Annotated in this window: 21 protein-coding genes; 14 read left to right on the forward strand and 7 right to left on the reverse strand. The window is 70.5% G+C overall.

Features of this window, described 5'->3' with window-relative positions:
* Nucleotides 1-42 precede the first annotated feature (42 nt).
* Nucleotides 43-786 carry a hypothetical protein gene (locus OH768_RS03720; protein ID WP_406449960.1) on the forward strand — a complete coding sequence of 248 codons (744 nt, stop codon included), beginning with the start codon at nucleotides 43-45 and terminating at the stop codon, nucleotides 784-786.
* 49 nt (nucleotides 787-835) lie between these two features.
* Here the strand turns inward: OH768_RS03720 and OH768_RS03725 are convergent, their stop codons facing one another.
* A complete protein-coding gene (locus OH768_RS03725; RefSeq protein ID WP_406449962.1) occupies nucleotides 836-2,623 on the reverse strand; it encodes a M4 family metallopeptidase in 1,788 nt (595 codons plus the stop codon).
* Nucleotides 2,624-2,927: 304 nt separating this feature from the next.
* Here OH768_RS03725 and OH768_RS03730 point away from each other — a divergent pair, with 304 nt between their 5' ends.
* The 7 genes from OH768_RS03730 (at nucleotide 2,928) to OH768_RS03760 (ending at nucleotide 11,604) form a co-directional block, all read left to right on the forward strand.
* Nucleotides 2,928-4,187: a serine hydrolase domain-containing protein gene (locus OH768_RS03730; RefSeq protein ID WP_406449964.1), complete on the forward strand. Its 1,260-nt coding sequence runs from the start codon at nucleotides 2,928-2,930 to the stop codon at nucleotides 4,185-4,187.
* Between the two features lie 146 nt (nucleotides 4,188-4,333).
* On the forward strand, nucleotides 4,334-5,689 hold the full coding sequence (locus OH768_RS03735) for a CAP domain-containing protein (protein WP_406449966.1): 1,356 nt from the start codon (nucleotides 4,334-4,336) through the stop codon (nucleotides 5,687-5,689).
* 66 nt (nucleotides 5,690-5,755) lie between these two features.
* On the forward strand, nucleotides 5,756-6,433 hold the full coding sequence (locus OH768_RS03740) for an AIM24 family protein (RefSeq protein WP_399123027.1): 678 nt from the start codon (nucleotides 5,756-5,758) through the stop codon (nucleotides 6,431-6,433).
* Nucleotides 6,434-6,607: 174 nt separating this feature from the next.
* On the forward strand, nucleotides 6,608-7,648 hold the full coding sequence (locus OH768_RS03745; RefSeq protein ID WP_406449968.1) for a tetratricopeptide repeat protein: 1,041 nt from the start codon (nucleotides 6,608-6,610) through the stop codon (nucleotides 7,646-7,648).
* On the forward strand, nucleotides 7,645-8,673 hold the full coding sequence (locus tag OH768_RS03750) for a polyprenyl synthetase family protein (RefSeq protein ID WP_406449970.1): 1,029 nt from the start codon (nucleotides 7,645-7,647) through the stop codon (nucleotides 8,671-8,673). Before OH768_RS03745 ends, OH768_RS03750 begins: the two co-directional genes overlap by 4 nt.
* 82 nt (nucleotides 8,674-8,755) lie before the next feature.
* Nucleotides 8,756-9,715 carry a threonine/serine dehydratase gene (locus OH768_RS03755; protein ID WP_406449972.1) on the forward strand — a complete coding sequence of 320 codons (960 nt, stop codon included), beginning with the start codon at nucleotides 8,756-8,758 and terminating at the stop codon, nucleotides 9,713-9,715.
* Nucleotides 9,716-9,897: 182 nt separating this feature from the next.
* The gene (locus tag OH768_RS03760) at nucleotides 9,898-11,604 is read left to right on the forward strand and encodes a nitrate/nitrite transporter (protein WP_406449974.1); all 1,707 of its coding nucleotides are present in this window, start codon (nucleotides 9,898-9,900) and stop codon (nucleotides 11,602-11,604) included.
* 12 nt (nucleotides 11,605-11,616) lie between these two features.
* On the opposite strand, the gene OH768_RS03765 is transcribed toward OH768_RS03760, so the two are convergent.
* Together OH768_RS03765 and OH768_RS03770 are read right to left on the reverse strand one after the other, a co-directional pair.
* The gene (locus OH768_RS03765; protein WP_406449976.1) at nucleotides 11,617-12,651 is read right to left on the reverse strand and encodes a hypothetical protein; all 1,035 of its coding nucleotides are present in this window, start codon (nucleotides 12,649-12,651) and stop codon (nucleotides 11,617-11,619) included.
* Between the two features lie 65 nt (nucleotides 12,652-12,716).
* A complete protein-coding gene (locus tag OH768_RS03770; protein ID WP_406449978.1) occupies nucleotides 12,717-13,553 on the reverse strand; it encodes an oxidoreductase in 837 nt (278 codons plus the stop codon).
* Nucleotides 13,554-13,726: 173 nt separating this feature from the next.
* On the opposite strand from OH768_RS03770, the gene OH768_RS03775 reads away from it, so the two are divergent.
* From OH768_RS03775 to OH768_RS03790, 4 genes are all read left to right on the forward strand, one after another.
* Nucleotides 13,727-14,404, forward strand: a complete 678-nt coding sequence (locus tag OH768_RS03775) for a TetR family transcriptional regulator (protein ID WP_406449980.1) — start codon at nucleotides 13,727-13,729, stop codon at nucleotides 14,402-14,404.
* Nucleotides 14,405-14,693: 289 nt separating this feature from the next.
* Nucleotides 14,694-16,340, forward strand: a complete 1,647-nt coding sequence (locus OH768_RS03780; protein ID WP_406449982.1) for a serine/threonine-protein kinase — start codon at nucleotides 14,694-14,696, stop codon at nucleotides 16,338-16,340.
* A 106-nt stretch (nucleotides 16,341-16,446) separates the two neighbouring features.
* Nucleotides 16,447-17,469 (forward strand): hypothetical protein, encoded by a 1,023-nt coding sequence (locus tag OH768_RS03785; protein ID WP_406465128.1) that lies wholly within the window; start codon nucleotides 16,447-16,449, stop codon nucleotides 17,467-17,469.
* 111 nt (nucleotides 17,470-17,580) lie between these two features.
* Nucleotides 17,581-18,228: a DUF2238 domain-containing protein gene (locus tag OH768_RS03790; protein ID WP_406465130.1), complete on the forward strand. Its 648-nt coding sequence runs from the start codon at nucleotides 17,581-17,583 to the stop codon at nucleotides 18,226-18,228.
* On the opposite strand, the gene OH768_RS03795 is transcribed toward OH768_RS03790, so the two are convergent.
* Entirely contained in the window at nucleotides 18,161-18,646 is a 486-nt protein-coding gene (locus OH768_RS03795) for a DUF6328 family protein (protein WP_406449984.1), read from the reverse strand. The genes OH768_RS03790 and OH768_RS03795 overlap by 68 nt on opposite strands.
* A gap of 46 nt (nucleotides 18,647-18,692) precedes the next feature.
* Nucleotides 18,693-19,676, reverse strand: a complete 984-nt coding sequence (locus OH768_RS03800) for an aldo/keto reductase (RefSeq protein ID WP_406449986.1) — start codon at nucleotides 19,674-19,676, stop codon at nucleotides 18,693-18,695.
* A gap of 130 nt (nucleotides 19,677-19,806) precedes the next feature.
* Between OH768_RS03800 and OH768_RS03805 the strand changes: the two genes are divergently transcribed.
* Both OH768_RS03805 and OH768_RS03810 read left to right on the forward strand, forming a co-directional pair.
* Nucleotides 19,807-21,531: a cholesterol oxidase substrate-binding domain-containing protein gene (locus OH768_RS03805; protein WP_406449988.1), complete on the forward strand. Its 1,725-nt coding sequence runs from the start codon at nucleotides 19,807-19,809 to the stop codon at nucleotides 21,529-21,531.
* Between the two features lie 42 nt (nucleotides 21,532-21,573).
* Complete coding sequence (locus OH768_RS03810) at nucleotides 21,574-22,497, forward strand: squalene/phytoene synthase family protein (protein WP_406449990.1); 924 nt, start codon at nucleotides 21,574-21,576, stop codon at nucleotides 22,495-22,497.
* Here OH768_RS03810 and OH768_RS03815 read toward each other — a convergent pair.
* A complete protein-coding gene (locus OH768_RS03815) occupies nucleotides 22,494-23,078 on the reverse strand; it encodes a TetR family transcriptional regulator (RefSeq protein WP_406449992.1) in 585 nt (194 codons plus the stop codon). The two genes, OH768_RS03810 and OH768_RS03815, sit on opposite strands and share 4 nt — an antisense overlap.
* Nucleotides 23,075-24,565, reverse strand: a complete 1,491-nt coding sequence (locus tag OH768_RS03820; RefSeq protein ID WP_406449994.1) for an MFS transporter — start codon at nucleotides 24,563-24,565, stop codon at nucleotides 23,075-23,077. Before OH768_RS03820 ends, OH768_RS03815 begins: the two co-directional genes overlap by 4 nt.
* Nucleotides 24,566-24,594: the final 29 nt, after the last annotated feature.

The following is a 24,594-nucleotide window of genomic DNA, read 5'->3' on the forward strand; positions in this document are numbered from 1 at the left end:
GGCCGGACCCGCGTTGTCAGTGCCGGGCGGCACAATCGCCGTATGACGACGATCGATTGGTCCGGGCTGACCCACGCCTACGGCAGCGCCGAGGACATCCCCGGTCTGTTCGCGCGCCTCGGCGGCTCCGAGGACGACGCCGTGTGGCAGGAGTTGTGGGGTTCCCTGTGTCACCAGGGGTCGGTGTACGACGCGAGCTGGGCGGCGATGCCCGTGCTGGTCGACATCGCGCTGGAGCGGGCACCGGGCGGGCCGATACAGGCGGTCACCATGGCCGGGCTGATCACCACGGACCCGGACGAGGACTGCCACAAGCGCTATGCGCGCGAGATGGGCCAACTGCTCGACGTCGCACGCCGGTTGCGTGCCGACCCGACGCAGGACGCGCACACCTTCGTCTATCTGCAGATGGCCGTGCTCGCCTTCGAGGGCGGCGAGGTGTGGGCCGAGGCTTTGGAGGGTGTGAACAGCGAGGAGTACGACCTCGAATGCCCCGAGTGCGAGGAGGGCCTGTACGTCGCGTTCGGTTCGTACGGCATCTTCACCTCGGCCGGCGACTACGTGACCGGCACGGGCAAGGAGGAGAACACCGAGGGGCGGACGGAGTTGATACCGGCCACGCCCGACGAACTCGACGGCATCGGTGCGCGACTGCACGGCGAGGCGGTCGAGTTCGGGCAGACAGAAGTCGCGACGGCCTTGACGTATGTGTTCGGGAAGGCGAGCTGCCCTTCCTGCGAGGCCGTGTTCACGGTGTCCGAGGAGGTCGAGAAGCAGTGGATCTGAGGCCGGGCGTCCGGGTGCCCCCGCTCGTGGCGGGACACCCGGAGAGTCATCAGCGCCCGGCCGCGGGGGTGTTGGCGACCGTGACGTTCACGGCGGCCCAGGCCTTGTCGACGGTCTGGTACGCCGTGCTGTTCGCGCCGTAGAGGTCCGCCGCCGCCTTCAGTGTGGCGAGGCGCGCGTCGTGGAAGTCGGTGGTGGACACCATGTAGCGGGTGAGCGCGCGGTAGAAGATCGCGGTAGCCCTGGCGCGTCCGATGCCGGTGACCGTGGACCCGTCGTAGGTGGGCGAGTCGTAGGCGAAGCCGCCGATCGTCTTGCGTCCGCTGCCCTCGGCGAGCAGGTAGTACGCGTGCGAGGAGACACCGGAACCGGCGTGCACCTCGGCGTCGTAGGTCTGCGGCGACCAGTAGTCGATGGTGCCTTCGAGCTTGTCGAGGGAGGGGTGGTCGAGGCGGCGCAGGAACTTCTGGGCGAGGCCGAGTTTCTCGCCGATGAGGTAGTTCGGCGGGTTCTTCGCATTGTTCGCGCTGAACTCGACGTTGGAGCCGAAGATGTCGGCGAGGGACTCGTTCAGTGAGCCGGCCTCGCCGTACTGGTTGCCGTCCGCGTCGACGCGGGTCGGCTCCAGCTCGGCGGTGGCGTCCACGACGCCGTGGGTCAGCTCGTGTCCCGTGACGTCGAGGACGACCAGCGGCTTCTTGAACATGTCGCCGTCACCGTCGCCGTAGAGCATGCAGTCGCAGGTCGAGTCCCAGAACGCGTTGGCCACCTTGTTGCCGAAGTGGACCATGCCGCGGGCAGCCTTGCCGTCGTTCGCTATGCCCTTGCGGCCGAAGGTCTTCTTGTAGAAGTCGAGGGTCTTGGTGATGCCGTACTGGGCGTCGACGGCGGCGCTGTCGCGGTGCGAGACGGTGCCGTTGCCCCACTTGTCAGTGGTGCTGGTGAACGCCTTGCCGCGCGCGAAGCTCTCCAGTTCCTGCCCCTTGGCGTCGCGCGTCTCGGTGCCCCAGCGGGTCGGGTCCTTGAGGAGGTAACTGGTGCGTGCCGTGCGGGTGGTGGTCAGCGGCACCTTGCCGACGAAGAGGGAGGTGCCGGTGCCCGTGGCGGTGACCGGGTAGTGGGTCGCGCCGGCCGCGGTGAGCGCGGTCGGCTGTGCGGCGGTGCCGGTGGCGGGGTTCAGGGTCTCGCCGCGCTCGCGCAGGGTGTCGAGCAGCTCGGGTGAGAGGAACTCGTCACTGTCGGGGGTGTTGCTGCGGACCTTGCCGGTGACGGCGTCGATGACGACGGTGCGGGTGCCGGTGGCCTCGGTGGTGTCGCTGTCGCTGACGGGGATCTGGTAGGCGAGGGCGGCCCGGCCGTCGCGGGCGTCGACCACGAGGCGGGCGGTGCCCGCGTCGCCCTTGGCGACGGTGGCGGCCTTCGTCTCGGCCTGTGCCGCCGTCAGCTCGGGTCGTGTGGTGGCGGGCTTGACGCTGTGGTCGGCCGCTCTGGTGACCCCTATGTAGGCCAGTTGGCGGGACAGGTGGACGACGAGGTCGCCGCCGAGGACCAGCATGCCCTGGTGCGTGCGGATGAACCGGACATGGCGTGCGCCCTCGGGGTCGATCATCACGTCCTTGGCCCGGAGTGCGTCGCCCTGGACGACACCGGTCGCCGGCGCGTGCGCGAAGGCGGCGGCACGCGCGGCCGTGACGACGGACGCGGCGGTGGTGCCGGTGGCCGCCACCGCGTGGTCCGTCCCCGTGGCCGGTCCCGCGAAGGCCGTTCCGGCCAGCCCCGTGGCGGCCGTCGTCACGGCGACGGCGACGGCCAGGCCGCGTATGTGGGGTCCACGCATGGGTGAGGGCTCCTCGCTTCGAGACGGCCGGGATCGCCAACCGCCTTGAGACCGGGCGCGGTTGAGAGCGCCCAGGGGGCTGGTCGGGCCCCGAGGCGAAACCCTTACGGATCAGTCATGTGCATGTAAAGCCGAAATGAATGGTTTTCGTAACTTTCATGGCAATACTTTGCGAATCAGCGTCGCCCAGCGATCAGCGAGTGACCAACTGTGCGTCGGCTGTGGAGATGTGACGGGCCGCGACAAGGTTGCCTCGCGCGACTGTGACCGATCTCGCACACAAGAAAAATGGGAGAGAAACCGGATGGTCTCAAGAACGGTGCGCAGGGCCACGGCGTCGGCAGCGGCACTGCTGACGCTCACAGCGGTACCGGCGCATGCCGCGACCCACGGGTCGGACACCACGAGAACCGGCAGCACAGCCCCGCTTCCGGCCCCCGACATGGCGGGCCTCCGCGCCGTGCTGCGCACCCTGACGACACAGGGCGCACCTGGGGCGATCGCCCGCATCGACGACCACGGAACCGTCCGCACGGCCGCCGCGGGCATCGGCGACCGCACGACACGCCGGGCCATCGACAACGCCGACCGCTTCCGCATCGGCAGCATCACCAAGTCGTTCTCCGCCGTCGTCCTGCTCCAACTCGCCGACGCGCACAGGCTCGACCTGGATGCCTCGGTCGACCGCTATCTGCCCGGCCTGCTGCCCGACAAGCGGATCACCGTGCGTCACCTGCTGAGCCACCGCAGCGGCCTGTACGACTACACGGACTCCATGTTCGCCAACTCGGTCTCCGGCTTCGAAGCCGTACGCGACAAGGTCTTCACCTACCGGCAGCTGGTGCGGCTGTCCCTCAAGCATCCGCGCACCAACGCGCTGGGCGCCGCCTACTCGTACTCGAACACCAACTTCGTGGTCGCCGGGATGCTCATCGAGAAGCTGACCGGCCACTCCGTGGGGAGCGCGTACCGCGACCGCATCATCAAGCCGCTCAAACTGCGCGACACCTTCTACGTCCACCCGGACACGAAGATCCCGGGCCGCCACGCCCGCGGCTACCTCACCCAGGACCGCGCGGACGCGAAACCGGTCGACGCGACCGACCAGACGGTCTCCTGGGCCCAGAGCGCGGGCGCGCTCATCTCCACCACCCACGACCTGAACACCTTCTTCTCCGCACTGCTCTCCGGCAGGCTCACCTCCGCCGCCGCGCTCGCACAGATGGAGCGGTGGACTCCGGTCAACAGCACGACGCGGTACGGCCTCGGCCTGCGGCGGCGCGACCTGTCCTGCGGCGTCTCCGTGTACGGCCACACGGGCGCGGTCCAGGGTTTCTACACCTACTCCTTCACGTCGAAGGACGGCCGCCGCAGCCTCACCGCGCTGGCCAACACCTCGAACAACGGCACGGTGCTGAACACGATGGCGGGCACCCTGGAGTCCGCGTTCTGCGGCAAGCGCACCAGGACGCTCCAGGGCTCGCCGCTCACCGGCCGGGGCTCCTACGTCACCGAACGGCGCGCGGCCTACGAGGACATCGCGCCGGGGATCGCCCGGCACTGAGTGCGCTTCACGGTGGGTGCCGGGCAGCCTCGCACACCGGCACCCAGCGCGCCCTGCGGGAACCCTCTTGCCGTGACGGGACGTTGAGTGGAGGACGAACTCCCCCACCGGGCACTTCCCCGGGCACGAACAGCGAGGGCGGTGCCATGAACGAGCTGGTGCCGGGCGGCAATCTGCCCCTCCCGGGCGGTGCCATGACCTTGCGGGTGCCCGGCCCGTTCGACGTGTCGGCGTTGATCACGGACGAGAGCGGGAAGGTCGGCGGTGACGCGGACTTCGTGTTCTACAACCAGCCGACCGTTACCGGAGCCCGCCTTCAGGGCGACACCCTCACCGTCGATCCCGCCCGGCTCCGCGCCGGCGCCGCCCGGGTCACCGTCGTCGTCAGCCCCGCCGACCCGGGCACACCGCTGGGCCGACTGCCCGCCCCCACCCTGCATGTCGCGGACGCGGGCAGCCGTCCCCTCGCCCGTTTCACCCCGGCACGCCCCCAGCGGGAGACCGTCCTGCTCCTCGCCGAGCTCTACCGACGCGGCACGGGCTGGAAGCTGCGCGCACTGGGGCAGGGGTACGCCGACGGACTCGCGGGCATCGCACGGGACTTCGGCGTGGACATCGTCGAGGACGCGGCTCCCTCTGCCGCCGCCCCGTCACCAGGAGGGGGCGGCGCCACGAGGCCACGGGTCACGGACGCCGGCGCGCGACCCGGGGGTTCCCCCGCCTCCGACCCCACCGGCTTCCTCGCGCTGGTCAACTCGGCCCGCGCCAAAGCCGGTTCACCGCCCGTCTCACTCGACCCCCGGCTCGCCTCGGCCGCGCAGGCCCACGTCGCCGACATGGCCGCCGCCGGGCACCTCAGCACCGAGAGCCGGGACGCCACCTCCGTGTACCAGCGGGTGATCCGTACCGGGTACGCCTATCTCACCGTCGGCGAACACCTGGTCTCCGGTCCGCGCAGTCCCGCCGAGTTCGTCGACTACTGCCTCCGCACCGAACAGGCCCGCCGGACACTGCTCGAACGCGTCTTCACGCACACGGGCCTCGCCCAGGCCGTCGATCCCCGCTCGGGCGACATCTACTGGACGGCGCTGTGGGCGAGGCCGCTCACCGAACGCAATCTGGCCGGGACGGCGGACAAGGTCGTAGCACTGACCAACGCGGAGCGGGCCAGGGCCGGGCTGCGGCCCCTTGCCGTGGACCCGCTGCTCGCCGCCGCCGCGCAGGCGCACAGCACGGACATGGTGGCCCGGGCCTTCTACTCGCACACCTCCCCCGACGGCTCCCAGCCCTGGGACCGGGCCGCCGCCGCGGGCTCGCGCAGGCGCACGATCGGCGAGAACATCGCGTGTGGTCAGCGCTCCCCCGCCGAGGTCGTGGAGGGCTGGATGAACAGCCCCGGCCACCGCGCCAACATCCTCAAGCCGGACTTCACCCACATAGGCATCGGCTTCGCGGGCGGCGGACAGATGGGGACGTACTGGACGCAACTCTTCGGCGCCTGACCACCTTGCAGGGTGAACCCCTCCACGATCTTGGCGGAATGAGATCTTCCGGGTCAGGATGCCCGCATGAAGGGTGATCTGTTTTCCAGTGAGCACATGGTGCAGCCGGCCACCGCGCCGGGCATGACCGTAGAGAACGCCAAGTGCATCAAGTACGCGGTCAACGGCGAGATGCTCGCCCGCCAGGGGGCGATGATCGCCTACCGCGGCAACCTCCAGTTCGAACGCAAGGGCCAGGGCGTGGGCGGCATGCTCAAGCGCGCGGTCACCGGTGAGGGCCTGCCGCTGATGGCGGTGCGCGGCCAGGGCGAGGCGTGGTTCGCGCACGAGGCGCAGAACTGTTTCGTGGTCGAGATCGACCCCGGTGACGAGTTCACCGTCAACGGCCGCAACGTCCTCTGCTTCGACGCCTCGTTGTCGTACGCGATCAAGACGGTGAAGGGCTCCGGCATCGCGGGCGGCGGCCTGTTCAACAGCGTCTTCACCGGGCAGGGCAAGCTGGGCCTGGTCTGCGAGGGCAACCCCCTGGTCATACCCGTCTCGCCGCAGTACCCGGTGTTCGTCGACACGGACGCGGTCGTCGGCTGGTCGGCCAACCTCCAGACCTCGCTGCACCGTTCGCAGTCCATCGGGTCGATGCTGCGGGGCGGCTCGGGCGAGGCCGTCCAACTCATGCTCCAGGGGCAGGGATTCGTCGTCGTACGGCCCAGCGAGGTGACTCCGCAGAAAGCGCAGCAGCACTGAGGCCCGGCGAGTGATCTGCGCCGCACAGGCAACCTCGCCGACCGCATCGACGTCTTGATCCGCAACAGCAGATGACGCCCTGGCCCCCACGGCCAGGGCTGATTTTCGACGCTCTATACACGCTATGTATACACACAGTGTCTACATGTGGTGTATACAGACCGGAAGGCATCGATGTACGGCAAGGCATTCGCACCGGAGTACCAGGGCGCCCTCACCACCCTGTCCGTGAACTCCTCACTGGTCGACGTACTGGCCGCCGGCACCGAGCAGTTGGCGGCGGCCGAGCGGTCGGGGCAGCGCGGCGAGGCGGCCCGCTCGGGGCTCGCGGTCGCCGAGGCGCACCGGCGGCTCGGGCAGGTGCGGGAGGCGGACCGGGCATGGAAGGCGAGTTATCGCGCGGCCCGCGAGGCCGGGGACACGGCCGCGATGGCCTGGGCCCTGTGGAGCGGCGGCACCCTGGCCCGGCAGCGCGGCGCCTTCCCGCTGGCCTGGCGGCTGCTCGGGCTCGCGGCCGAACTCGGCGAGCGCGGCGGCGACATCGTCGTACGGGGATACTCGCTGGCGGGCCTCGCCGAGACCGGCCGTATCCAGGGCGACTACGAGGCCGTGGCACGGCTGCACGAACAGTTGCTGGCCGAGGCCCGCAAGCGCGGCGAGGCCCGGCACACGGTGTGGGCGCTGGAGGGCATCGCACAGATCCATCGCAACAGGGGTTCCTACGACACGGCGTACGCGATGTTCGAGGAGGCGGCCGCGATCGCGGCGGGCGCCGACGACCGGCGCGGGCACGCCTGGGCGCTGCGCGGACTCGCCGACATCGTCTCGGTGCGTGACCGGGACCCCGAGCGGGCACTCGGCCTGCTGTCCGAGGCCGAGGAGAGCTGTCGTGCGATGAATCTGTCCAGCGCGCTCGCGTACAACCACAAAATGCGCGGCAACGTCCTGTACCGCGACGGGCGTTACGCCGAGGCGCGGGACCTCTACGAGCAGGCGCTCGCCGAGTTCCGCGCGATGAGCGAGCCGCGCGGCGAGGCACTCTCACGGCTGGGCCTGGCCAAGTCCCTGGCCCGCCTGGGCCGCGACAGTGCCGAGACGGCGGCCGAACTGGCGGATCTGGCACGGGTGTTGGAGCACATAGGGCTGCGGCACGCGCGCCAGATGGTGGCACGGGCGCAGGACGAGCTGGGCGTCACGGTGGAGGTCGTAAGGTGACGGCGCTCCCCTCAGTCGTAGCGGCACCGACCGCACCCCAAGTCCTCGACCGTTGCCGGGAGTTGGTGCACCCCGCGCTGAAGGAGACGGTCGGGCGGCTGCATCCGTGGCTCGGCGAGATGGCGGCCTACTCGTTCGGCTGGTGCGAGGTGGGCGGTACGCCCGTCGTCGCGCCGGGCGGCAAGGGCGTGCGGCAGGCCCTCGCCGTACTCGGCGCGGAAGCCGCCGGTGCGCCTGCGCGGGCCGGGATCGCCGCTGCCGTGGCAGTGGAGCTGGTGCACACCTTCTCGCTGCTGCACGACGACATCATGGACGGCGACGAGACCCGGCGCCGCCGCCGCACGGTGTGGAAGGCATACGGCACGGGACCGGCCGTTCTCGCGGGCGACGCCCTGTTCGCGCTGGCCGTGGAGACGCTCGCCACGGCCTCGGGCGGCGCGGGCGGGTTGCGCCTGCTGTCCACCGCGCTCGGCGACCTGGTCCACGGACAGGCTGACGACCTGCTGTTCGCGGCACGTCCCTGGATGGGTCCGGAGCGCGTGCGCCCCGACGAGTACCGGGCGATGGCCGAGGGCAAGACCGGTGCGCTGCTGGGTTGTTCGGCCGCGCTTGGTGCCGTACTCGGCGGGGCGCCCCCGGCGACAGTCGCCGCACTGGACCGGGCGGGACGGCATATGGGCATCGCCTTCCAGCTGGTCGACGACGTCCTGGGGATCTGGGGCGACCCGGCGGTGACCGGCAAGCCCGTGCACGGCGATCTGCGGGAGCGCAAGAAGACCTTCCCGGTGCTGACCGCGCTCTCCGCCCCCGGCGCTCGGCACCTCGCCACACTGCTGGAATCGGGTGCCGAACCCGCCGTGGCTGCCGGGCTGATCGAGGAGGCCGGTGGCCGAACGGCGACGCTGGCGGAGGCCCGTCGGCACATCGCCGCCGTGGAGACGGCTCTCGCCGGTGTTCCCCTGGAGGCCGGGCCGGCGGACGAGCTGCGGTCCCTGCTGGAGTTCCTGATGCGCCGCGATCTCTGAAACGTGTTGACCTGCACGTCCTTTCCGAGTCAGGGTCGACACGGCACGGACCGCCTCGCCCCGTGCCGGGAGGATGACTGCCTTGATCGGCATCTCGGACATCGAAGCCGCCGCCGAGCGGATCGCCGGACACGTCGTACGCACCCCGACCGTGGAGAGTCCCGGGCTCTCGGAGCTGCTCGGTGTGCCGGTCACGACGAAGCTGGAGCTGTTGCAGCGCACGGGTTCCTTCAAGGCGCGCGGTGCCACGGCGAAGCTGCTGTCGCTCGGCGAGGACGAGTTGGCGGCCGGGGTGGTGGCGGTCAGCGGGGGCAACCACGGGATCGCGCTCGCGGTCATGGCGGCGGCGCTGGACGTGAAGGCCACGGTGGTGATGCCGCGTTCGGCGCCGGCGCGGTCCGTGGCGCTGGTGGAGGCGGCGGGCGCGTCGCTGCGGCTGACCGACGACATGCCGAGCGCGTTCGCGCTGGTGAACCGGTTGCGGGACGAGGGGCTGACCCTGGTCCACCCGTTCGACGACCCGGTGGTGATCGCCGGACAGGGCACCGTGGGGCTGGAGTTCGCGGACGACGCCGGTGAACTCACCGACGTACTGGTCAGCATCGGCGGCGGTGGACTGATCGCCGGGGTCGCCGCCGCCCTGCACGAGCGGCGGCCCTGGATCCGGGTCTGGGGCGTGGAGACCGAGGGCGCCGAGGCCATGTCCGCGGCGCTCGCGGCCGGTGGCCCGGTGCCGGTCGCACCGTCCTCGATCGTGACCACGCTCAGCGCGCCGGCCGTGTCGCAGCTGACGTACGACCATGTGTCGGCCCTGGTCACCGAGGTGTTGACCGTCTCCGACCGGGACGCCGTGCGGGGCTGTCTCGACCTCGCCGAGCACGGCAAGGTGTGGACCGAGCCCGCCGCGGGCTGTCTGCTGCCCGCCGCCCGGCAGGTGCTCGAGCGGGTCGGCGAGGGCGCGCGGCTGGGGCTCGTGGTGTGCGGGGGCAATGCGACTGCCGCGGAGATCGCGGACTGGTCGGAGCGTTTCGGACTGCGCTGACCTGCCGCTGACGGCACAGGCGATGCCGTCTTGCCGCACGCGGGGTCCCGTTCTCGACCCCGCGTGCGAAGGCTTGTCACGCATCTAGCCGTACCGACTAGTCGGTACTACGCTCCGCCGAACGGAAGGACCCCCACCCTCCCGCCGCTCACCCCGTCCCCAGCAGCTCCAAAGGGAGTCGTATGTCTTCCGCTTCCGCACCCTTTGACACGAGTAACCCCGGTACCGACGCGCCCGGCGCCGACTCTCGTGGCGCGCTCGCCCGGCTGTACCGCCGCGATCTGCCGGCGTATCCGGCCACTGGGCGACGCATGTCGTATCTGGCGATCGTGGTGGTCACGACCGTCGTCCTCTACTACATGCTCTACATCCAGTACGCGGTGGCGACGTCGATCATCACGCACTTCGACATGACCTACCGCTACTTCGTGTGGGTCTCGGTCATAGGCAACGCCTTCGGGGCCTTCGCCTCCCTCGTGGCCGGCCTCGCGGACCGCTGGGGACGGGCGAACCTCGTGGTCTACGGACTGCTGATCGCCGCGCTTCTCGTCTTCTTCGGACTGCCCAACGCGGCCGACAAGACGGCGTACTTGGTGCTGTTCGCCGTCGTCAGCGTCATCGAGGGCATCGTGCTGGTCGCGACCCCGGCGCTGATACGGGACTTCTCACCGCAGCTCGGCCGCGCCACCGCGATGGGCTACTGGACGATGGGCCCGGTCATCGGCAGCCTGGTCGTCACCTCGGTGACCAGCAGCACCCTCGACTCCGCCGGCTGGCAGGACGAGCTGCGCTACTCCGGGGCGGCCGGGCTGATCGTGTTCGCCGTCGCCCTGTTCGCCCTGCGCGAGCTGTCGCCCGGGCTGCGCGACCAGATCATGGTGAGCCTGCGGGACCGGGCCCTGGTCGAAGCCCGCGCCAAGGGACTGGACACCGAGGCGGTACGGCGCGGCGAGTGGCGGCAGATGCTGCGCCTGGACATCCTCGGCTCCGCCTTCGCGATCGCGGTCTTCCTGCTCCTCTACTACGCCGCCGTCGGCAACTTCGTCGTCTACTTCTCGACCACCTTCGGCTACAGCGAGCAGCGCACCAACGGCCTGGCCAACTGGTACTGGGCCGCGAACGCCCTCGCGCTGATCGTGGCCGGCCTGCTCTCGGACCGGCTGCTGGTGCGCAAGCCCTTCATGATCGTCGGCGGGATCGGTGCCGTAGTGGCGACCGCGGTCTTCGCCTCACGGGCCACCCACGCGACGACCGGCTACTACACCTTCGCCTGGCTGTTCGTCGCGATCGGCGTGTTCAGCGGAATCGCCTACGCCCCCTGGATGGCGAGCTTCACCGAGACCGTGGAGAAGCGCAATCCGGCCGCGACCGCCGCCGGCCTCGCGGTCTGGGGCTGGACGGTACGCATCGTGGTCGCCGTGTCGGCGGCGTTCATCCCGGTGCTGGTCACCTCGGTCACCCCGCTCGTCGAGCACGGCGCCGAGGTCGCGGCGGCGCAGAAGCAGGCCGCCCCGGCGCTGGCCGTCGTCGGCGCGCACCCCCAACTCTTCGCCGAACTGGGCAAGTACACGCCGACCACCACACCCGCCGACCTCGCCGCCCGCGCGGTCAAGGAGGTCGGCCCCGCCGACCTGGCCGTCGTACAGAAGGCACAGCCGCAGCTCAAGGTGCTCAAGGAGTACGGCCCGAAGGTGCAGCAGGCCGCGAAGGACGGTCCCGGCGAGTGGCGCACCTGGTGGTGGATCTGTGTGGGCGGCCAGGTCCTCTTCCTGCCCTTCGTGTTCGTGATGGCCGGCCGCTGGAGCCCGAAGAGGGCCCGCGAGGACGCCCGGGCCCACCAGGACGCCGTCGACCGCGAACTGGCGGCGCTCGCGGTGAGCGAAGCCTGACCGTGGGCACAACTAGCCCGCGATGGAACGGGAGTTGCGCGCCCGGCCGCGCACGATCTCGGCCAGACGGGCGGCCTGCTCGTCCGCGGCCTGGGGCCCGTTGCCGGTCAGCAGGGAGTGGCCGGCGTCCCAAACCACCTTTGCGGCCGAGGGGTTGAGGGTGAGGTTGACGTCGTAGCCGGCCTCCTTGAGCGAAACGTCGACGTAGTAGGTCAGGCGCGTGCGCTCCCCGGGCACCTTGGGGTACTGGAAAGCGAGCATCGCCTTTTCGCCGTACTTGGGCACGGTGGTGATCCGCGCGCCCTTGAAGGCATGGTCGGGATCGGTCGTGACCGTCCCGTCGCCGCCGACCCGGTAGCGCGCCGAGGTGAGGGCGATCGGCGCGTGGCAGATGAGGGATATCGGGACGTCGACCTCACGCAGGGTGTGGAGCAACTCCCCCATCCACGGGTTGTCGTGGAAGTCGACCATCGGGGCGTGTCCGCCGGGCATGTGCACGAAGGCCAGGTCCGCCAGCGAGAAGTCGGATGCGGGATCGCGGTGCCGTTCGATCAGCTGCTGGACGGACAGGTACTCGCGCTCCGGCAGCGCGTCGAAGCCGGCGACGACATCGCCCCGGACGGAGATGGCCTCCGCGTCGGTCCTGGGAAGCGGATCGGAGACCAGGATGCGGCCGAGAAGCCGGTGGGCGAGGGCGAGTTCGGTCTCACGGCGCTTGTGGAGGTCGGGGTTCTTCTCGCGCAGCTTCGCGGGGCCGAACCGCTCGACTCCGATCTGCATGGTGGTGCGGGCGGTGGCAGGGCCGAGGTTTGCGCCCGCGTGGAAGTTGAGAGCGAGTCCGTTGACGTCGAGCTGCGGCAGTTGGCCGTCCGGTGTGGCCAGGATGAAGTCGTATTCGCTCTCGAACTCCGCCATGACGGCGGCGAGTTCGACGAGGAAGAACCCGGTCGGTATCCCGGGGTGGCCGGCGGGCTCGCTCAGCGGGAGCAGCCGTGCCGACGACAGGACGATCAGGGCCTTGGGCCGAGGGCCGGTGGATTCGGGCATGGTCTTTCCTTCACTCGTGAATTGGTGGTGGATTCTCGGGAGTTGTCGGTGTCAGAGCGCGGCGTTCACGCCGGAACCCCTGACGAGCGTTTGATGAGCGCGTCGAACGTGCGGTCCGGCAGCAGCCTGTTGAGGAGGATGAGGGGGCGCGCTCCGAACCCGACGCGGTAGCGGGTGCGCGGACGCCGGGCGGTCGCCGCCGTGACCACGGCCTTGCCGATGACGGTGGCGGGTGAGGTCATGCGGGCGCCGGGCCGCGAGCTCCGCTCCAGGGACCTGGCCATCGCGTCGGCCTGCTCGGCGTACGGCCCGCGGCCGGAGGCGGCACGCAGTTTGCCGGCCGCGATCGCGCCCCACTCGGTCCGGACGGAGCCGGGCTCGATGAGTACGACGTCGATGCCGAACCGCTTGACTTCCAGGCGCAGCGCGTCACTGAGGCCTTCTACTGCGTACTTGCCGGCGTGGTACCAGGCCCCCATGGGCGTGGCGAACCGGCCGCCCATGGAGCTGATGTTCACGACGGTGCCGCCGCGCTGGGCGCGCATGTGCGGAAGGACCAGCTGAGTCAGCCGTGCCAGGCCGAACACATTCACCTCGATCTGTGCGCGCGCCTCCTCCATGGGTACGTCCTCCAGCGCGCCGTACGAGCCGTAGCCGGCGTTGTTGACGAGGACGTCGATGCGGCCCTCGGCAGCGATGATCTCGGCGACCGCCTTGTCGGCCGAGGTCTCGCTGGTGACGTCGAGCGCGAGCGTGCGCACGCCCGACGCCGCAAGGCCGCTCATCCGGTCGGTGCGCCGGGCCGCGCCGTAGACGACGAAGCCGGCCTTCTGCAGCTGTCGGGCGGTGGCTTCGCCGATGCCCGAGGAGGCACCGGTGACCAGGGCTACTTTTTTCGTCATGACGGCTTCCCGCTCTCAGAACTCGTGGGGCCTGGTGACCTGGCGTCGGACCGGCTCGCGGTCATGGCCGGGCAGGCCACCGACACCGCCCGACCTAACAGACCGGCGGGCTCTTCGAGCATAAGAGACCTTCGGTCTCTACGCAAGGGACCGGAGGTCTGTAACATATGTCCATGAATACGTTCCAGCGCGCCAGAACCGAGGAGCAGCGCGAAGTCCGCCGCCGGACCATCCTGGAAACCGCGGCGACCATGCTCAGCGAGATGCCGGTGTCGGCCCTGAGCCTCAATGAGCTCAGCCGCCGCGTGGGTCTCGCGAAGTCCAACGTCATGCGCTACTTCGAGTCGCGGGAGGCGGTCCTCCTGGAACTCCTGGAGAGCCTGACCCGCGACTTCCTGACCGAGGTGGTCGATCAGCTGCCCGCCTGCATCGACCGCACGGGATCCGCTACGGCGAGAGCCGAGTCGGCGGCATCGGGTCTGGCCTCGTCGTTCGCGTCCCGGAGGATGCTCTGCGAACTGCTCAGCGCCCAGGCCGGCATCCTTGAGCACAATGTCTCCGCCGAGGTGGCCGCGAGGTACAAGCGGGGGGCCCACGAAGGACTTGCCGGTCTGGCGGCCATGCTGCGGGAGATCCTGCCGGAGCTGGGCGACCGGGAGGCCGCCGAAGCGGCCAGCATGACGATCGTTCTCGTCGGAGCACTGTGGACGCACAGCCATCCGGCGACGGCCGTGCGCGACGCCTACGCCAACGACCCGAGTCTCGTATTCCTCCGCACGCCCTTCGCCGCGACCCTTGAGCGTTCCATCACGGTCTACCTGATCGGCCTGCTGGCCGCTTCCGACCGCTGATCTGAACTCCCGGGAACAGCAAGGTAGCTGCGGGAAGTCCCCGGGCCCATCGATCCGCCCCACCGAGGCAAGAGGACCTGGTCAGAGCGCCAACGGCGGGAAAGTCGCTCGTTACCGGTGGTTACCGCCAGGTCGGGGCACGGATATTCCCGTCGACATTTCCTCGCACACCTGACCGCCGCGATTGAATAAAAGGCAAGAACCACCGGGGAATTGGGGTTGCTTTGAACCACCCCATCACAACCGCCGTACTTCTGGGAAAGGTGAGAGCCCGGGGTTTCAGCGAGGGATGGCCATGGTCGAGACACACGTCTCCGTACACGAGTCGGTCGCCGGCAGATACCGGCCCATGGAGGTCGCGCATCGCGAGACGAACCGTGTCACCTGGTACGGCGAGGACATGGCCGCCGAACGCCCCTGCCTCCTCACCCAGGTGACACTGCCCGGCGCGCTGGACGAGGAGAGCGCCCGCCGGACCACCGCCGCCATCATGCGCACCTCCGAGATCATGGTGCTGCTCAGCCCCACCCGGGTCGCACAGGTCATGGCCGCCGTCGAGGACGCCGGCACGCTGTGGACCGTCACCGACTGGATCGACGGCACACCGCTCGGCCAACTCCTCGCCCAGCAGGGCACGTTCCACTATGTACGGGCGGCCCGCATCGGCCTCGAACTGCTCGACATCCTGGAGGCCGCGCACAACGAGGGCATCACCCACGGCGAACTCAGCCCCGGCCAGGTCTTCGTGCGGGACCGGGGCACCGTCGTCCTCACCGGCTTCGGACTCGCCGGCGCCACCCTCGTCCCCCGGCTCACCGCACCCTCGTACGCCTCCCCCGAACAGGCCCGCGACGAGCGCATCGGACCGGCCGCCGACCTGTGGGCGCTGGGCGCGATCCTCTACACACTGGTCGAGGGACACCCGCCGTTCCGCGACCGGGGCCGCCCCGAGGCGACCTTGAAGGGCGTGGACCGGCTCCCGATGCGCAGCCCGTCGCGCGCCGGGCCGCTGGCGCAGGTCATCCAGGGGCTGCTGCGCAAGAACTCCCGCGAGCGGATGACCCGCCCGGTGGTCCGCGAGGCCCTGACCCGCATCCTGCACGAGGACCCGTACGCGGACCGCGCGCCCGTCCCGCTGCCCCGGCTGCGGCGGGCCTACGACACCTTCCGCGGCGCGGGCACCACCTGGAGCGGGCGCGGCATGGCCGTCGGGACCGCCCTGGCCGTCGGCACCGTCACGGTCGCCGTCCTCGCCGCAACCCACCAGCTCCCGGGAACCGAGACCTCGTCGGCCGCTTCCTCCCCCTCGCCCCTTCCGTCCGCCTCTGCCTCGGCCAGCACCCCCGGCGAGAACGTCGACGGACACAACTACAGCCCCTCCACCACGCCTTCACCGACATCCCCCACCTCCCCCGCGGCCTCCGCCTCGCCCTCGGTCACCGCGTCCCCGTCGCCCACCGCCTCCGCGCTGCCCGCCGGCTTCCGGGTGTTCAAGGCACCGGAGGGCTTCTCCGTCGCGCTTCCCGAGGGCTGGAAGGTGGTGGACACCCAGCGGGAGACCGACATCGCCTATCGCGTCACCTTCGGCGCCTCGGGCGACCCGCGCACACTCGCCGTTACCTACAGCACTCAGGCGGGCCCGGACCCCGTCGCCATCTGGCGCGACGACGTCCTGCCGGGACTGAAGCAGACCGAGGGCTTCCAGCAGATCGGCGACATCAGGGCCACGACGTACCAGGGCGACAAGGCGGCCGACCTGGAGTGGTTCTCCGGCACCGGCGACGCCAGGGTCCGCACGCTCGGGCGCGGTTTCCTGCTCGGCGGCGGGCGCAGTTTCTCGCTACGGTGGACGACGCCCGCCGGCGAGTGGAACGATGCGGCCAACCGCCAGGCGCTGCAGACCTTCTTCAAGACCTTCCGGCGGTCGGCGAGCTGACGGCGACGCCAGGGCCGGGCGCTCAAACCAGCGGCAATGGGTGGATATAGGCTGCCTGTTCGCACCATGCCTCATCCCAAGCCCAGGAGAGTCCGCCTTGACCGTAGTGATCGACCAGGCCGAGACGTCCTTCACCGCCCTCGACGACGCCGGCCTCGTCGCCCGGGACGCGCACGAGTTCGGAGCCTACGCCCGCACCGGCGGCTGGGCCTTCGGCCTGAAGGTGGCGCGCAGCGTACGGCCCGGCGGGCAGAGCGCGGACGAGACGCCGAAGGTGTCCGCGAAGGAGTTCGCCGAACTCGCCGACTGCTCCCCCGAGCGCGTCATGCGCTACTACAAGGCCTGGGACCGGGCCGCGGACGACGGTCTCGTCCCGCACTTCGAGGAGCTGGCCCCCGGCCAGGAGGTCGAACTCCCGGACTCCGACGTGTGGTTGAACTACTACGTCTCCCGCTCCAGCGCCACCTCCGAGCGCGGCACCGCCATCTCCGAGGCCGCCGAGGCGGAGGGTATCCGGCCCACCAAGGCGCTGGAGGTCGCGGAGAACCCGACCGCGCTGCGGGCCGCGATCCTCGCCGACCCGTCCACCGCGCGCGCGGCCCGGCAGGCGCTGCTCGACCGGGTGCGCGAAGACCCCGAGCTGCAGGCCGAGTTGGCCCGCGACGTGGTCCGCACCGACGACCTGAAGAAGGCCGTAGCGACGGAGAACCGCTCGGCGGACCGGATCGGCTACGTCCGCCAGATCGCCGAGTCGGGCCAGATCAAGACCCCCGCCGGACAGACCGTCGACGCGCCCCTCGACGTACGCCAGGAGGCAGAGCGGCATCTGTCGCTGCTCGACGAGCTGGAGGAGGGCGAGGACACCGGCGAGTGGGCCACCGAGGCCTACGACACCATGAAGAACCTGGTCGTCGAGACGGTGGAGGCGGACCCCGAACTGCGCGTCCAGGATCGGCGGACGAAGTTCTACAGCAGCCTCCAGAAGGCCACGAAGGTGTTCGAGGAGCTGACCTTCGACGACGCCCAGGACTTCTACGAGGACGACATGGTCAAGCGTCTGGAGGAACTCCAGCAGGCCATCGACAGCTGCCTCACCGCGCTGCGCAAGAGCACCACTCCGGCTGAGTAGCCGTACTCATGTAGCGGCTTCGCCCTTCGGACACGATGGGGCTCCCCACGACAAGGGAGCCCCATCGTGTCCGTTCTCGCTTCCGCGCCGCGGCGCCGGCTGCCCGCCGCCATGGTCGCGCTGGTGATCGTCGGCATGGCCCTCTCCGCCTGGCATCCGCACGACCGTACGACCTGGTTCCTGGAGACTGTGTGGGTCTTCGTCGGACTCCCGGTGATCGTCCTGACCTGGCGGCGCTTCCCCCTCACCGGCCTCCTGTGCTTCCTGCTCGCCGCGCACGCGCTGGTCCTCGCCGTGGGCGGCCACTACACCTACGCGCAGGTGCCGATCGGCGACTGGGTCCGTGACACGTTCGGGCTCAGCCGGAATCCCTACGACCGTTTCGGCCACCTCATGCAGGGCTTCGTACCGGCGGTCCTGGTACGGGAGTTGCTCACCCGCACCTCGCCGCTGCGCGGCAGCCGCTGGCTGGCGCCGCTCACGGTGTGCGCGTGTCTCGCCTTCAGCGCGCTCTTCGAGTTGTTCGAGTGGGCGGCGGCCGTGATCGGCAGGCACGGCGCGGACGCGTTCCTGGCCACTCAGGGGGATGTGTGGGACACGCAGTGGGACATGTTCTGCGCGCTGATCGGGGCCACGGTCTCGGTGCTGGTGCTCAGCCGGGTCCACGACCGGCAGATGACGCGGCTCGGTGTCATCGGGTCGTATGCCGGTGTCGCGCCCACATGGGCAGTACGAACCAGCACAGCAGGTACCAGGTGACCACCCCCGCGACCAGCCAGGGCACATAGCCGTCGTGGGTCGCGACCCGGAGGATCAGCAGCAGCGCGGCGGTCATCGTGGCGAGCAGCAGGACGAGGCCGACGAAGGTCAGCCGGGACGCCCAGCGCACCGCCTGGGGTTTCACGCTCCGGCCGGACACCAGGCGGTGCAGGGAGACCGGACCGATCAGCGCTCCGGTGGTGGTGGCTCCGAGGACGACGGTGACGATGTAGAGCACCTGGTTCGCGTGCTCCAGCTGGTCGTACTTCGGGGTGAAGACGACGGTGAGGAGGAACCCGAACAGGATCTGTACGCCGGTCTGCGCGACCCGGACCTCCTGGATGAGCTCGCCCCACATCCGGTCCGCGCGCTCCTCGTCGGACTCGTCGCGTCCCGTCCGCCGGTCTTCCTGGGTCATGCGGTCCGTGTAACCGGACCGCCGACCGTTCAAACAGCGCCGGGGACTACCAGCGGCCCTCCACCTGGTCCTTGATCCGGCGGTCGTAGAGGTCGCGGATCGCGGTGAGCGTGTCCTCGGACAGCGCGGGGAGCTTGGCGGCCGCCGCGTTGGCGCGGGCCTGTTCGGGTGAGCGGGCGCCGGGGATGACCGTGGTGACACCGGGCTGGTCGATGATCCAGCGCAGGGCGAGCTGGGCCGGGGTGTATCCCTCGGGGGCGAGGGCGGAGAACTCGGCGGCGGCCTCGACGCCCCTCGTGTAGTCGACGCCGGAGAAGGTCTCGCCCTGGTCGAAGGCCTCGCCGTGGCGGTTGTAGGTGCGGTGGTCGTTCTCGGGGAAGAACGTGTCCTTGGTGTACTTGCCCGACAGCAGCCCGGAGGCGAGAGGCACGCGCGCGATGATGCCGACGCCCGCCTCCTGCGCGGCCGGAAGCACCTGGAGCAGGGGCTTCATACGGAACGCGTTGAGGATGATCTGCACGCTGGTCACGTTCGGCCTGGCGATCGCGGTGAGGGCTTCCTCGCAGGTCTCGACGCTGACGCCGTACCGGGCGATGCGCTCCTCGGCGACCAGGGTGTCGAGGGCGTCGAACACCTCGTCCGAGGAGTAGACAGGCGTCGGCGGGCAGTGCAGCTGCACCAGGTCGATGCGGTCGACGCCGAGGTTGCGGCGCGAACGGTCGTTCCACACGCGGAAGTTGTCGAGGACGTAGTTCTCGGGGATCTGGTCGACGCGGCGGCCCATCTTCGTCGCGACCAGGACATGCAGATCCGGCCGGCCACCGAGGAAGGCGGCGATGGTCTGCTCGCTGCGTCCGTCGCCGTACACGTCGGCCGTGTCGAAGAAGGTCACCCCCGACTCCGCCGCCGCCTCCAGCACGGCGAGGGCCTCCTTGTCGTCGACGTCTCCCCAGTCGGCGCCCAGCTGCCAGGTGCCGAGGCCGACGACGGATGCCTGCTGCTGCGACCTGCCGATTACACGTTCGTCCATGCCGTCAGTCTGTCATCCGGCACTGACATGCGCGGAACGGGCTCCTCCGGGTCGCGACCTGTGAATCTTTCACTCACACGAGTGAACCGGTTCGACAGGACGCCTACTCGTGTCAACTCCCACCTAGCGTGTGCGCGTGACCGATCACGTGGCGAACAACCTCCAGACAGGGAACGACAGTTCCGCCTGGACCCGTCGGGGCTTCCTCCTCTCGGCGGCGGCGCTGGCCGCCGTACCCGTCCTCCTGACGGCCGATCCGGCCGTCGCCGCGGCCGAGCTGCCCGACTTCCCGGCCGAGGTCGACCTCTACCGCTCGGCCTACCGCAACTGGGTCGGCGAGATCACCGCCGACGGGCTGTGGGCGTGCGCGCCGACCGACGCCGACCAGGTGGTGTCCGTCGTCAACTGGGCCTGGCAGCACGGCTGGCGAGTCCGCGCCCGCGGCTCCTCGCACGGCTGGTCACCGCTGACCATCGAGTCCGGTACGGCGTCCGACGCGCCGGTGCTGCTGGTCGATACCGCCCCGCACCTCACCGGCCTCACCGTGGATTCCGCCTCCACCGTCCGGGCCGGCACGGGCGTCACCCTGGAGGCGCTGCTCACGTTCCTGGAGGGGCACGGCCTCGGTCTCACCGCCTCGCCCGCGCCCGGCGATCTGACGCTCGGCGGCGCCCTGGCCATCGACGCGCACGGGACGGCCGTACCGGCGAAGGGTGAGGAGCGGACGGCCGGGCACACGTTCGGGTCGCTCAGCAATCTGGTGCTGTCGCTGACGGCGGTGGTGTGGGACACGGACACCGGCACGTACGTCCTGCGGACCTACACCCGCGACGAGGCGGACTGCGCGGCGCTGCTCACCCATCTGGGGCGTTCACTGGTCACCGAAGTCGCGCTGCGGGTGGGGGCGAACGCGAATCTGCGCTGTCTCAGCCGTACGGACATCCCGGCCACCGAGCTCTTCGCCGCGCCCGGGTCCGACGGGCGGACCTTCGCGAACTTCCTGGACGAGGCCGGGCGGGCCGAGGCGATCTGGTTCGCGTTCACCGAGTTCCCCTGGCTGAAGGTGTGGAGCGTCGCGCCGAGCCGGCCGCTGACCTCGCGGCGCGTTTCGTCGCCGTACAACTATCCGTTCTCCGACAATGTGCCGACGCTGGTCGCGGATCTGGTGGGGCGGATCCTGTCCGACGGCGCGTGGTATCTGGCGCCGGTGCTCGGCAACGCCCAACTCGACGTGGCGGCACTGGGGTTGACGGCGACACTGTCGGCGGACATCTGGGGGCCGTCGAAGAACACGCTGCTCTACGTCAGACCGACGACACTGCGGGAGACCGCGAACGGCTATGCGGTGCTCACCACCCGGGCCCAAGTGCAGCACGTGGTACACGAGTTCACGGAGTTCTACCGGGAGCGGCTCGCCGCGTACGCCGCGCTCGGCCGGTTCCCCGTCAACGGCACCGTCGAGATCCGGGTGACCGGCCTCGACCACCCCGCCGACGCCGAACTCACCGGCGCCCGCGCCCCGTTGCTGTCCGCGCTGCGGCCGAGTGCCGAGCACCCCGAGTGGGACACGGCGGTCTGGCTGGACGTCCTGACACTGCCCGGCACGCCGTACGCGGAGGAATTCCTGCGGGAGTTGGAGCAGTTCCTGTTCCACTCGTACGACGGCACCCGGGTCGAGTGGTCGAAGGGCTGGGCCTACACCGACCAGGCCGCGTGGAGCGACGAGGAGGTGCTGGGGACGGCGGTCCCGGGTTCGTTCGGGGAGTCGGTGTGGGGGCAGGCGGCCGGGACCTTCGACCGGCTCGACCCGCACGGGGTGTTCGGGAACGCCTTCCTGGACCGGCTGTTCGGCTAGCACTGACTAGGCTGTGTCGGGGATCTTGACACAGGGAGAATTGTGACCGGTTGGCCGACCGCGCTGACGAAGGCGGGCATCACCGACCCGCGACTGCGGCGCGCCTACGACGCCCAGCGCGGGATCGTCCGCAGGTACGCACTGCACGAGTACGTGGCGGTACGGCTGTTGCTGCCGGCGGAGCTGCATCCGCCGGTCGTCGCCGCGGTGGCCTACATGCACACGACCGACGAACTCATCGACACGGGTGGAGTGGACGCGCGTGCGGCGGCCCTCGCCGCCTGGGGCGCCGAGACCACGGCGGCCCTTGCGGGCAGTGAACCGCCCCACCAGGACGACCTGTTGGCGCTCTGGGACACCGCTCGCCGTCACCCGCACATGGCTGCCCGGGTGCGGGCCTTCCTCGACGGCGCTCCCGTCGAGGCGAGTTGGACCGGCTTCGAGACGGAGGCCGACTTCCAGGCGTACGTGGACAGTTACTCGCTTCCCGCTCTGATGCTGACCGCGTCGCTGCTCGCGCAGGCCGACCCCGAAACGTACGAGTCGTACGTCAAGGGGTGCCGGGATCTGATCGAGGGCTGGCAGCGCAGCGACTTCCTCGCCGACCTCCGCGAGGACGCCGAGAACGACCGCATCGGCATCCCACGGGACGAACTCGCCCGGCACGGGCTGAAGTTCGAGGATCTGCGGAGCAGGTCGGAAGCGTGCGTGCCCGCGCTGGACCAGGTGGTCCGGGCGCAGGCCGACCTCGCCGAGACCACGCTCGCCGGCTGCCGCGCGCTTCCCGCGCTCGTCGCGGCGGAACACCGGCCGTTCCTCGACGCCTTGCTCGCCGTCCAGGAACTGCGACTGGGCGCGGTACGACGCGCAGGGGGCAGGGTCCTGCTGCGCGACACGGGGCCGTCGGCGTTCGCCACGCTGCGGGTCCTGGCCCGGCAGTACCGCAGGGCTCGCCGGTACGCCTAGGACTCCAAGTGGGCCTGCACAGTGGGCCCGTAGCGGTCCACGATGACGTCCGTCGCGGTCTCGCGCAGCCGGGTGCCGCGTGCGATGCCGTACATCACGCCGAGGCCGAGGATGGTGGAGACGGCCAGTTCGGCGCGCAGGGCGGCGTCGGGGCCGGGGAGCCGTTCGGCGAGGCGGTCGACCACCTGGGCGCGGAAGTTGACGCGCAGAATGTCGCCGTGGTCGCCCTGCAGGGGCGCGAACGCGATGCGCAGCAGCGGGTCGGCGCCCCGCTCGCGCTGGCTGACCAGGACGTGCCGCACCATGTGGCGGCCGAGTTCGTCGAGCGGGGCGTCCAGCAGGGCCTCCGCGTCCGACTCGAAGGACATCACGCGGGCGAAGAGGGCTTCCTTGTTGCCGAAGTACTTGAGGATCAACGGGGCGCTGACACCGGCGCGTTCGGCCACGGTCTTGAGGGTGATGTCGGCATGCGCGTTCCGGGCGAGAAGGTAGCGGGCCGCCCTGAGGATGGCCGCCTTGGTCGCCTCGGCGTCCCGGCGTGCGGGCGGGGACGCGGTGGGTGGGGTGCTCACGGCCCTCATGCTCCCTCCAGCGCCTCGTCCCGCGCGCCCCGGGTACGGCCGTCCGTGCCCCGCGCCTTGTCGGGCGTGGCGTCGCCGGGGATGGTGAGCGCCGTCGCGCAGGCGATCAGGGCGACCGCGGCGGCGATGCCGAACGCCATCAGGTAGCCGTGCAGCGTGGGCAGCGGGCGTCCGCCGATCAGGCTGGTGTGGTGCACCAGTACGGCGGCCACCACGGCGCTGGAGACGGCCTGGCCGATGGTGCGCATCAGGACGTTGACGCCGTTGGCGGACGCGGTCTGGCCGGCCGGGACGGCGCGCAGGATGAGGGTGGGCAGTGCCGAGTAGGCGAAGGTGGTGCCGGTGGCCACCACGGTCGCGCCGAGGATGACCGTCCACAGGTCGTGGCTGTCGGCGATGCGCACCACATAGCCGAGCGCGATGATCGCGGCTCCGATGGCGAGCGTGATCCGCGGACCGCGGGCAGCGGATATCCGGGCCGAGACGGGTGAGAGCAGCAGCATGGTGATGCCGCCGGGCAGCAAGCACAGGCCGGTCTGGACGATGGACAGTCCGAGCCCGTATCCGGTGGTCTTGGGCGCCTGCACCAGCTGGGCGGTGACCAGGGAGTTGGCGTAGAAGGCGAAGCCGGTCAGCAGGGCCGCCACGTGGGAGAGGCCCACCCGGGGCCGGGACACCAACCGCAGGTCCACCAGCGGGAGTTCGGTGCGCAGCTGCTGCCACCACCACAGGGCCAGCACGACGACCGCGCCGAGGAACAGCGCCAGGATCCGCGGGCTGCCCCATCCCCACTGGCCGCCCTGGGACACGCCGAGAAGCAGGCACACCAGCCCGACGGCCAGTCCGAGCGCGCCGAGCACGTCGAAGCGGCCGGGCTCACGGACGGGCGACTCGCGCACCGCCCACCAGACCGCCGAGACGCCGATCGCTCCGAGGGCGCCGGTCGCCCAGAACATGACGTGCCAGTTGGAGTACTGGACGATCAGCGCGGCGAGGGGCAGTCCGAGTGCGGCGCCGATGCCGACGGTGGAACTCATCAGTGCCACGGCGCTGCCCCTGCGTTCCGGGGGCAGTTCGTCCCGCAGGATGCTGATCGACAGGGGTACGACGGCGGAGGCGGCGCCTTGGAGGGCGCGGGCCGTGATGAGCACGCGGATGTCGGAGGACAAGGCGCACATGACGGAGCCGACGGTCATCAGGCTCAGGGCGCCCGTCAGGACCCGCCGTTTGCCGTACATGTCGCCGACCCGGCCGAGTACGGGGGTGAGGACGGCGCCGGAGAGCAGGGTCGCGGTGACCATCCAGGAGACGGCGCCCGCGGAGGAGTGGGTCAGCCGGGGCAGGGACGGGAGCAGCGGGACGACCACGGTCTGCATGACCGCCATCAGGATCCCGCCGAAGGCCAGCACCGGAACGGTGAGCCGGTCCCGCAAGGCGGTCCGTCCGGTGGTGCCGGGCGGGTCGGGTATCGGTACGGGCTGGCCCATGGGCACTCCAGCGGACACGTAAAAGAAGG

This window comes from Streptomyces sp. NBC_01622, from assembly GCF_045209635.1.
Taxonomy (GTDB): Bacteria; Actinomycetota; Actinomycetes; order Streptomycetales; family Streptomycetaceae; genus Streptomyces.

What these genes read in the sequence shown, in the direction of transcription:
- OH768_RS03720 (WP_406449960.1), top strand. Translation starts at nt 43, where the DNA reads ATGACGACGATCGATTGGTCCGGGCTGACCCACGCCTACGGCAGCGCC.
- OH768_RS03725 (WP_406449962.1), bottom strand. Translation starts at nt 2,623, where the DNA reads ATGCGTGGACCCCACATACGCGGCCTGGCCGTCGCCGTCGCCGTGACG.
- OH768_RS03730 (WP_406449964.1), top strand. Translation starts at nt 2,928, where the DNA reads ATGGTCTCAAGAACGGTGCGCAGGGCCACGGCGTCGGCAGCGGCACTG.
- OH768_RS03735 (WP_406449966.1), top strand. Translation starts at nt 4,334, where the DNA reads ATGAACGAGCTGGTGCCGGGCGGCAATCTGCCCCTCCCGGGCGGTGCC.
- OH768_RS03740 (WP_399123027.1), top strand. Translation starts at nt 5,756, where the DNA reads ATGAAGGGTGATCTGTTTTCCAGTGAGCACATGGTGCAGCCGGCCACC.
- OH768_RS03745 (WP_406449968.1), top strand. Translation starts at nt 6,608, where the DNA reads ATGTACGGCAAGGCATTCGCACCGGAGTACCAGGGCGCCCTCACCACC.
- OH768_RS03760 (WP_406449974.1), top strand. Translation starts at nt 9,898, where the DNA reads ATGTCTTCCGCTTCCGCACCCTTTGACACGAGTAACCCCGGTACCGAC.
- OH768_RS03765 (WP_406449976.1), bottom strand. Translation starts at nt 12,651, where the DNA reads ATGCCCGAATCCACCGGCCCTCGGCCCAAGGCCCTGATCGTCCTGTCG.
- OH768_RS03770 (WP_406449978.1), bottom strand. Translation starts at nt 13,553, where the DNA reads ATGACGAAAAAAGTAGCCCTGGTCACCGGTGCCTCCTCGGGCATCGGC.
- OH768_RS03775 (WP_406449980.1), top strand. Translation starts at nt 13,727, where the DNA reads ATGAATACGTTCCAGCGCGCCAGAACCGAGGAGCAGCGCGAAGTCCGC.
- OH768_RS03780 (WP_406449982.1), top strand. Translation starts at nt 14,694, where the DNA reads ATGGCCATGGTCGAGACACACGTCTCCGTACACGAGTCGGTCGCCGGC.
- OH768_RS03790 (WP_406465130.1), top strand. Translation starts at nt 17,581, where the DNA reads ATGGTCGCGCTGGTGATCGTCGGCATGGCCCTCTCCGCCTGGCATCCG.
- OH768_RS03795 (WP_406449984.1), bottom strand. Translation starts at nt 18,646, where the DNA reads ATGACCCAGGAAGACCGGCGGACGGGACGCGACGAGTCCGACGAGGAG.
- OH768_RS03800 (WP_406449986.1), bottom strand. Translation starts at nt 19,676, where the DNA reads ATGGACGAACGTGTAATCGGCAGGTCGCAGCAGCAGGCATCCGTCGTC.
- OH768_RS03815 (WP_406449992.1), bottom strand. Translation starts at nt 23,078, where the DNA reads ATGAGGGCCGTGAGCACCCCACCCACCGCGTCCCCGCCCGCACGCCGG.
- OH768_RS03820 (WP_406449994.1), bottom strand. Translation starts at nt 24,565, where the DNA reads ATGGGCCAGCCCGTACCGATACCCGACCCGCCCGGCACCACCGGACGG.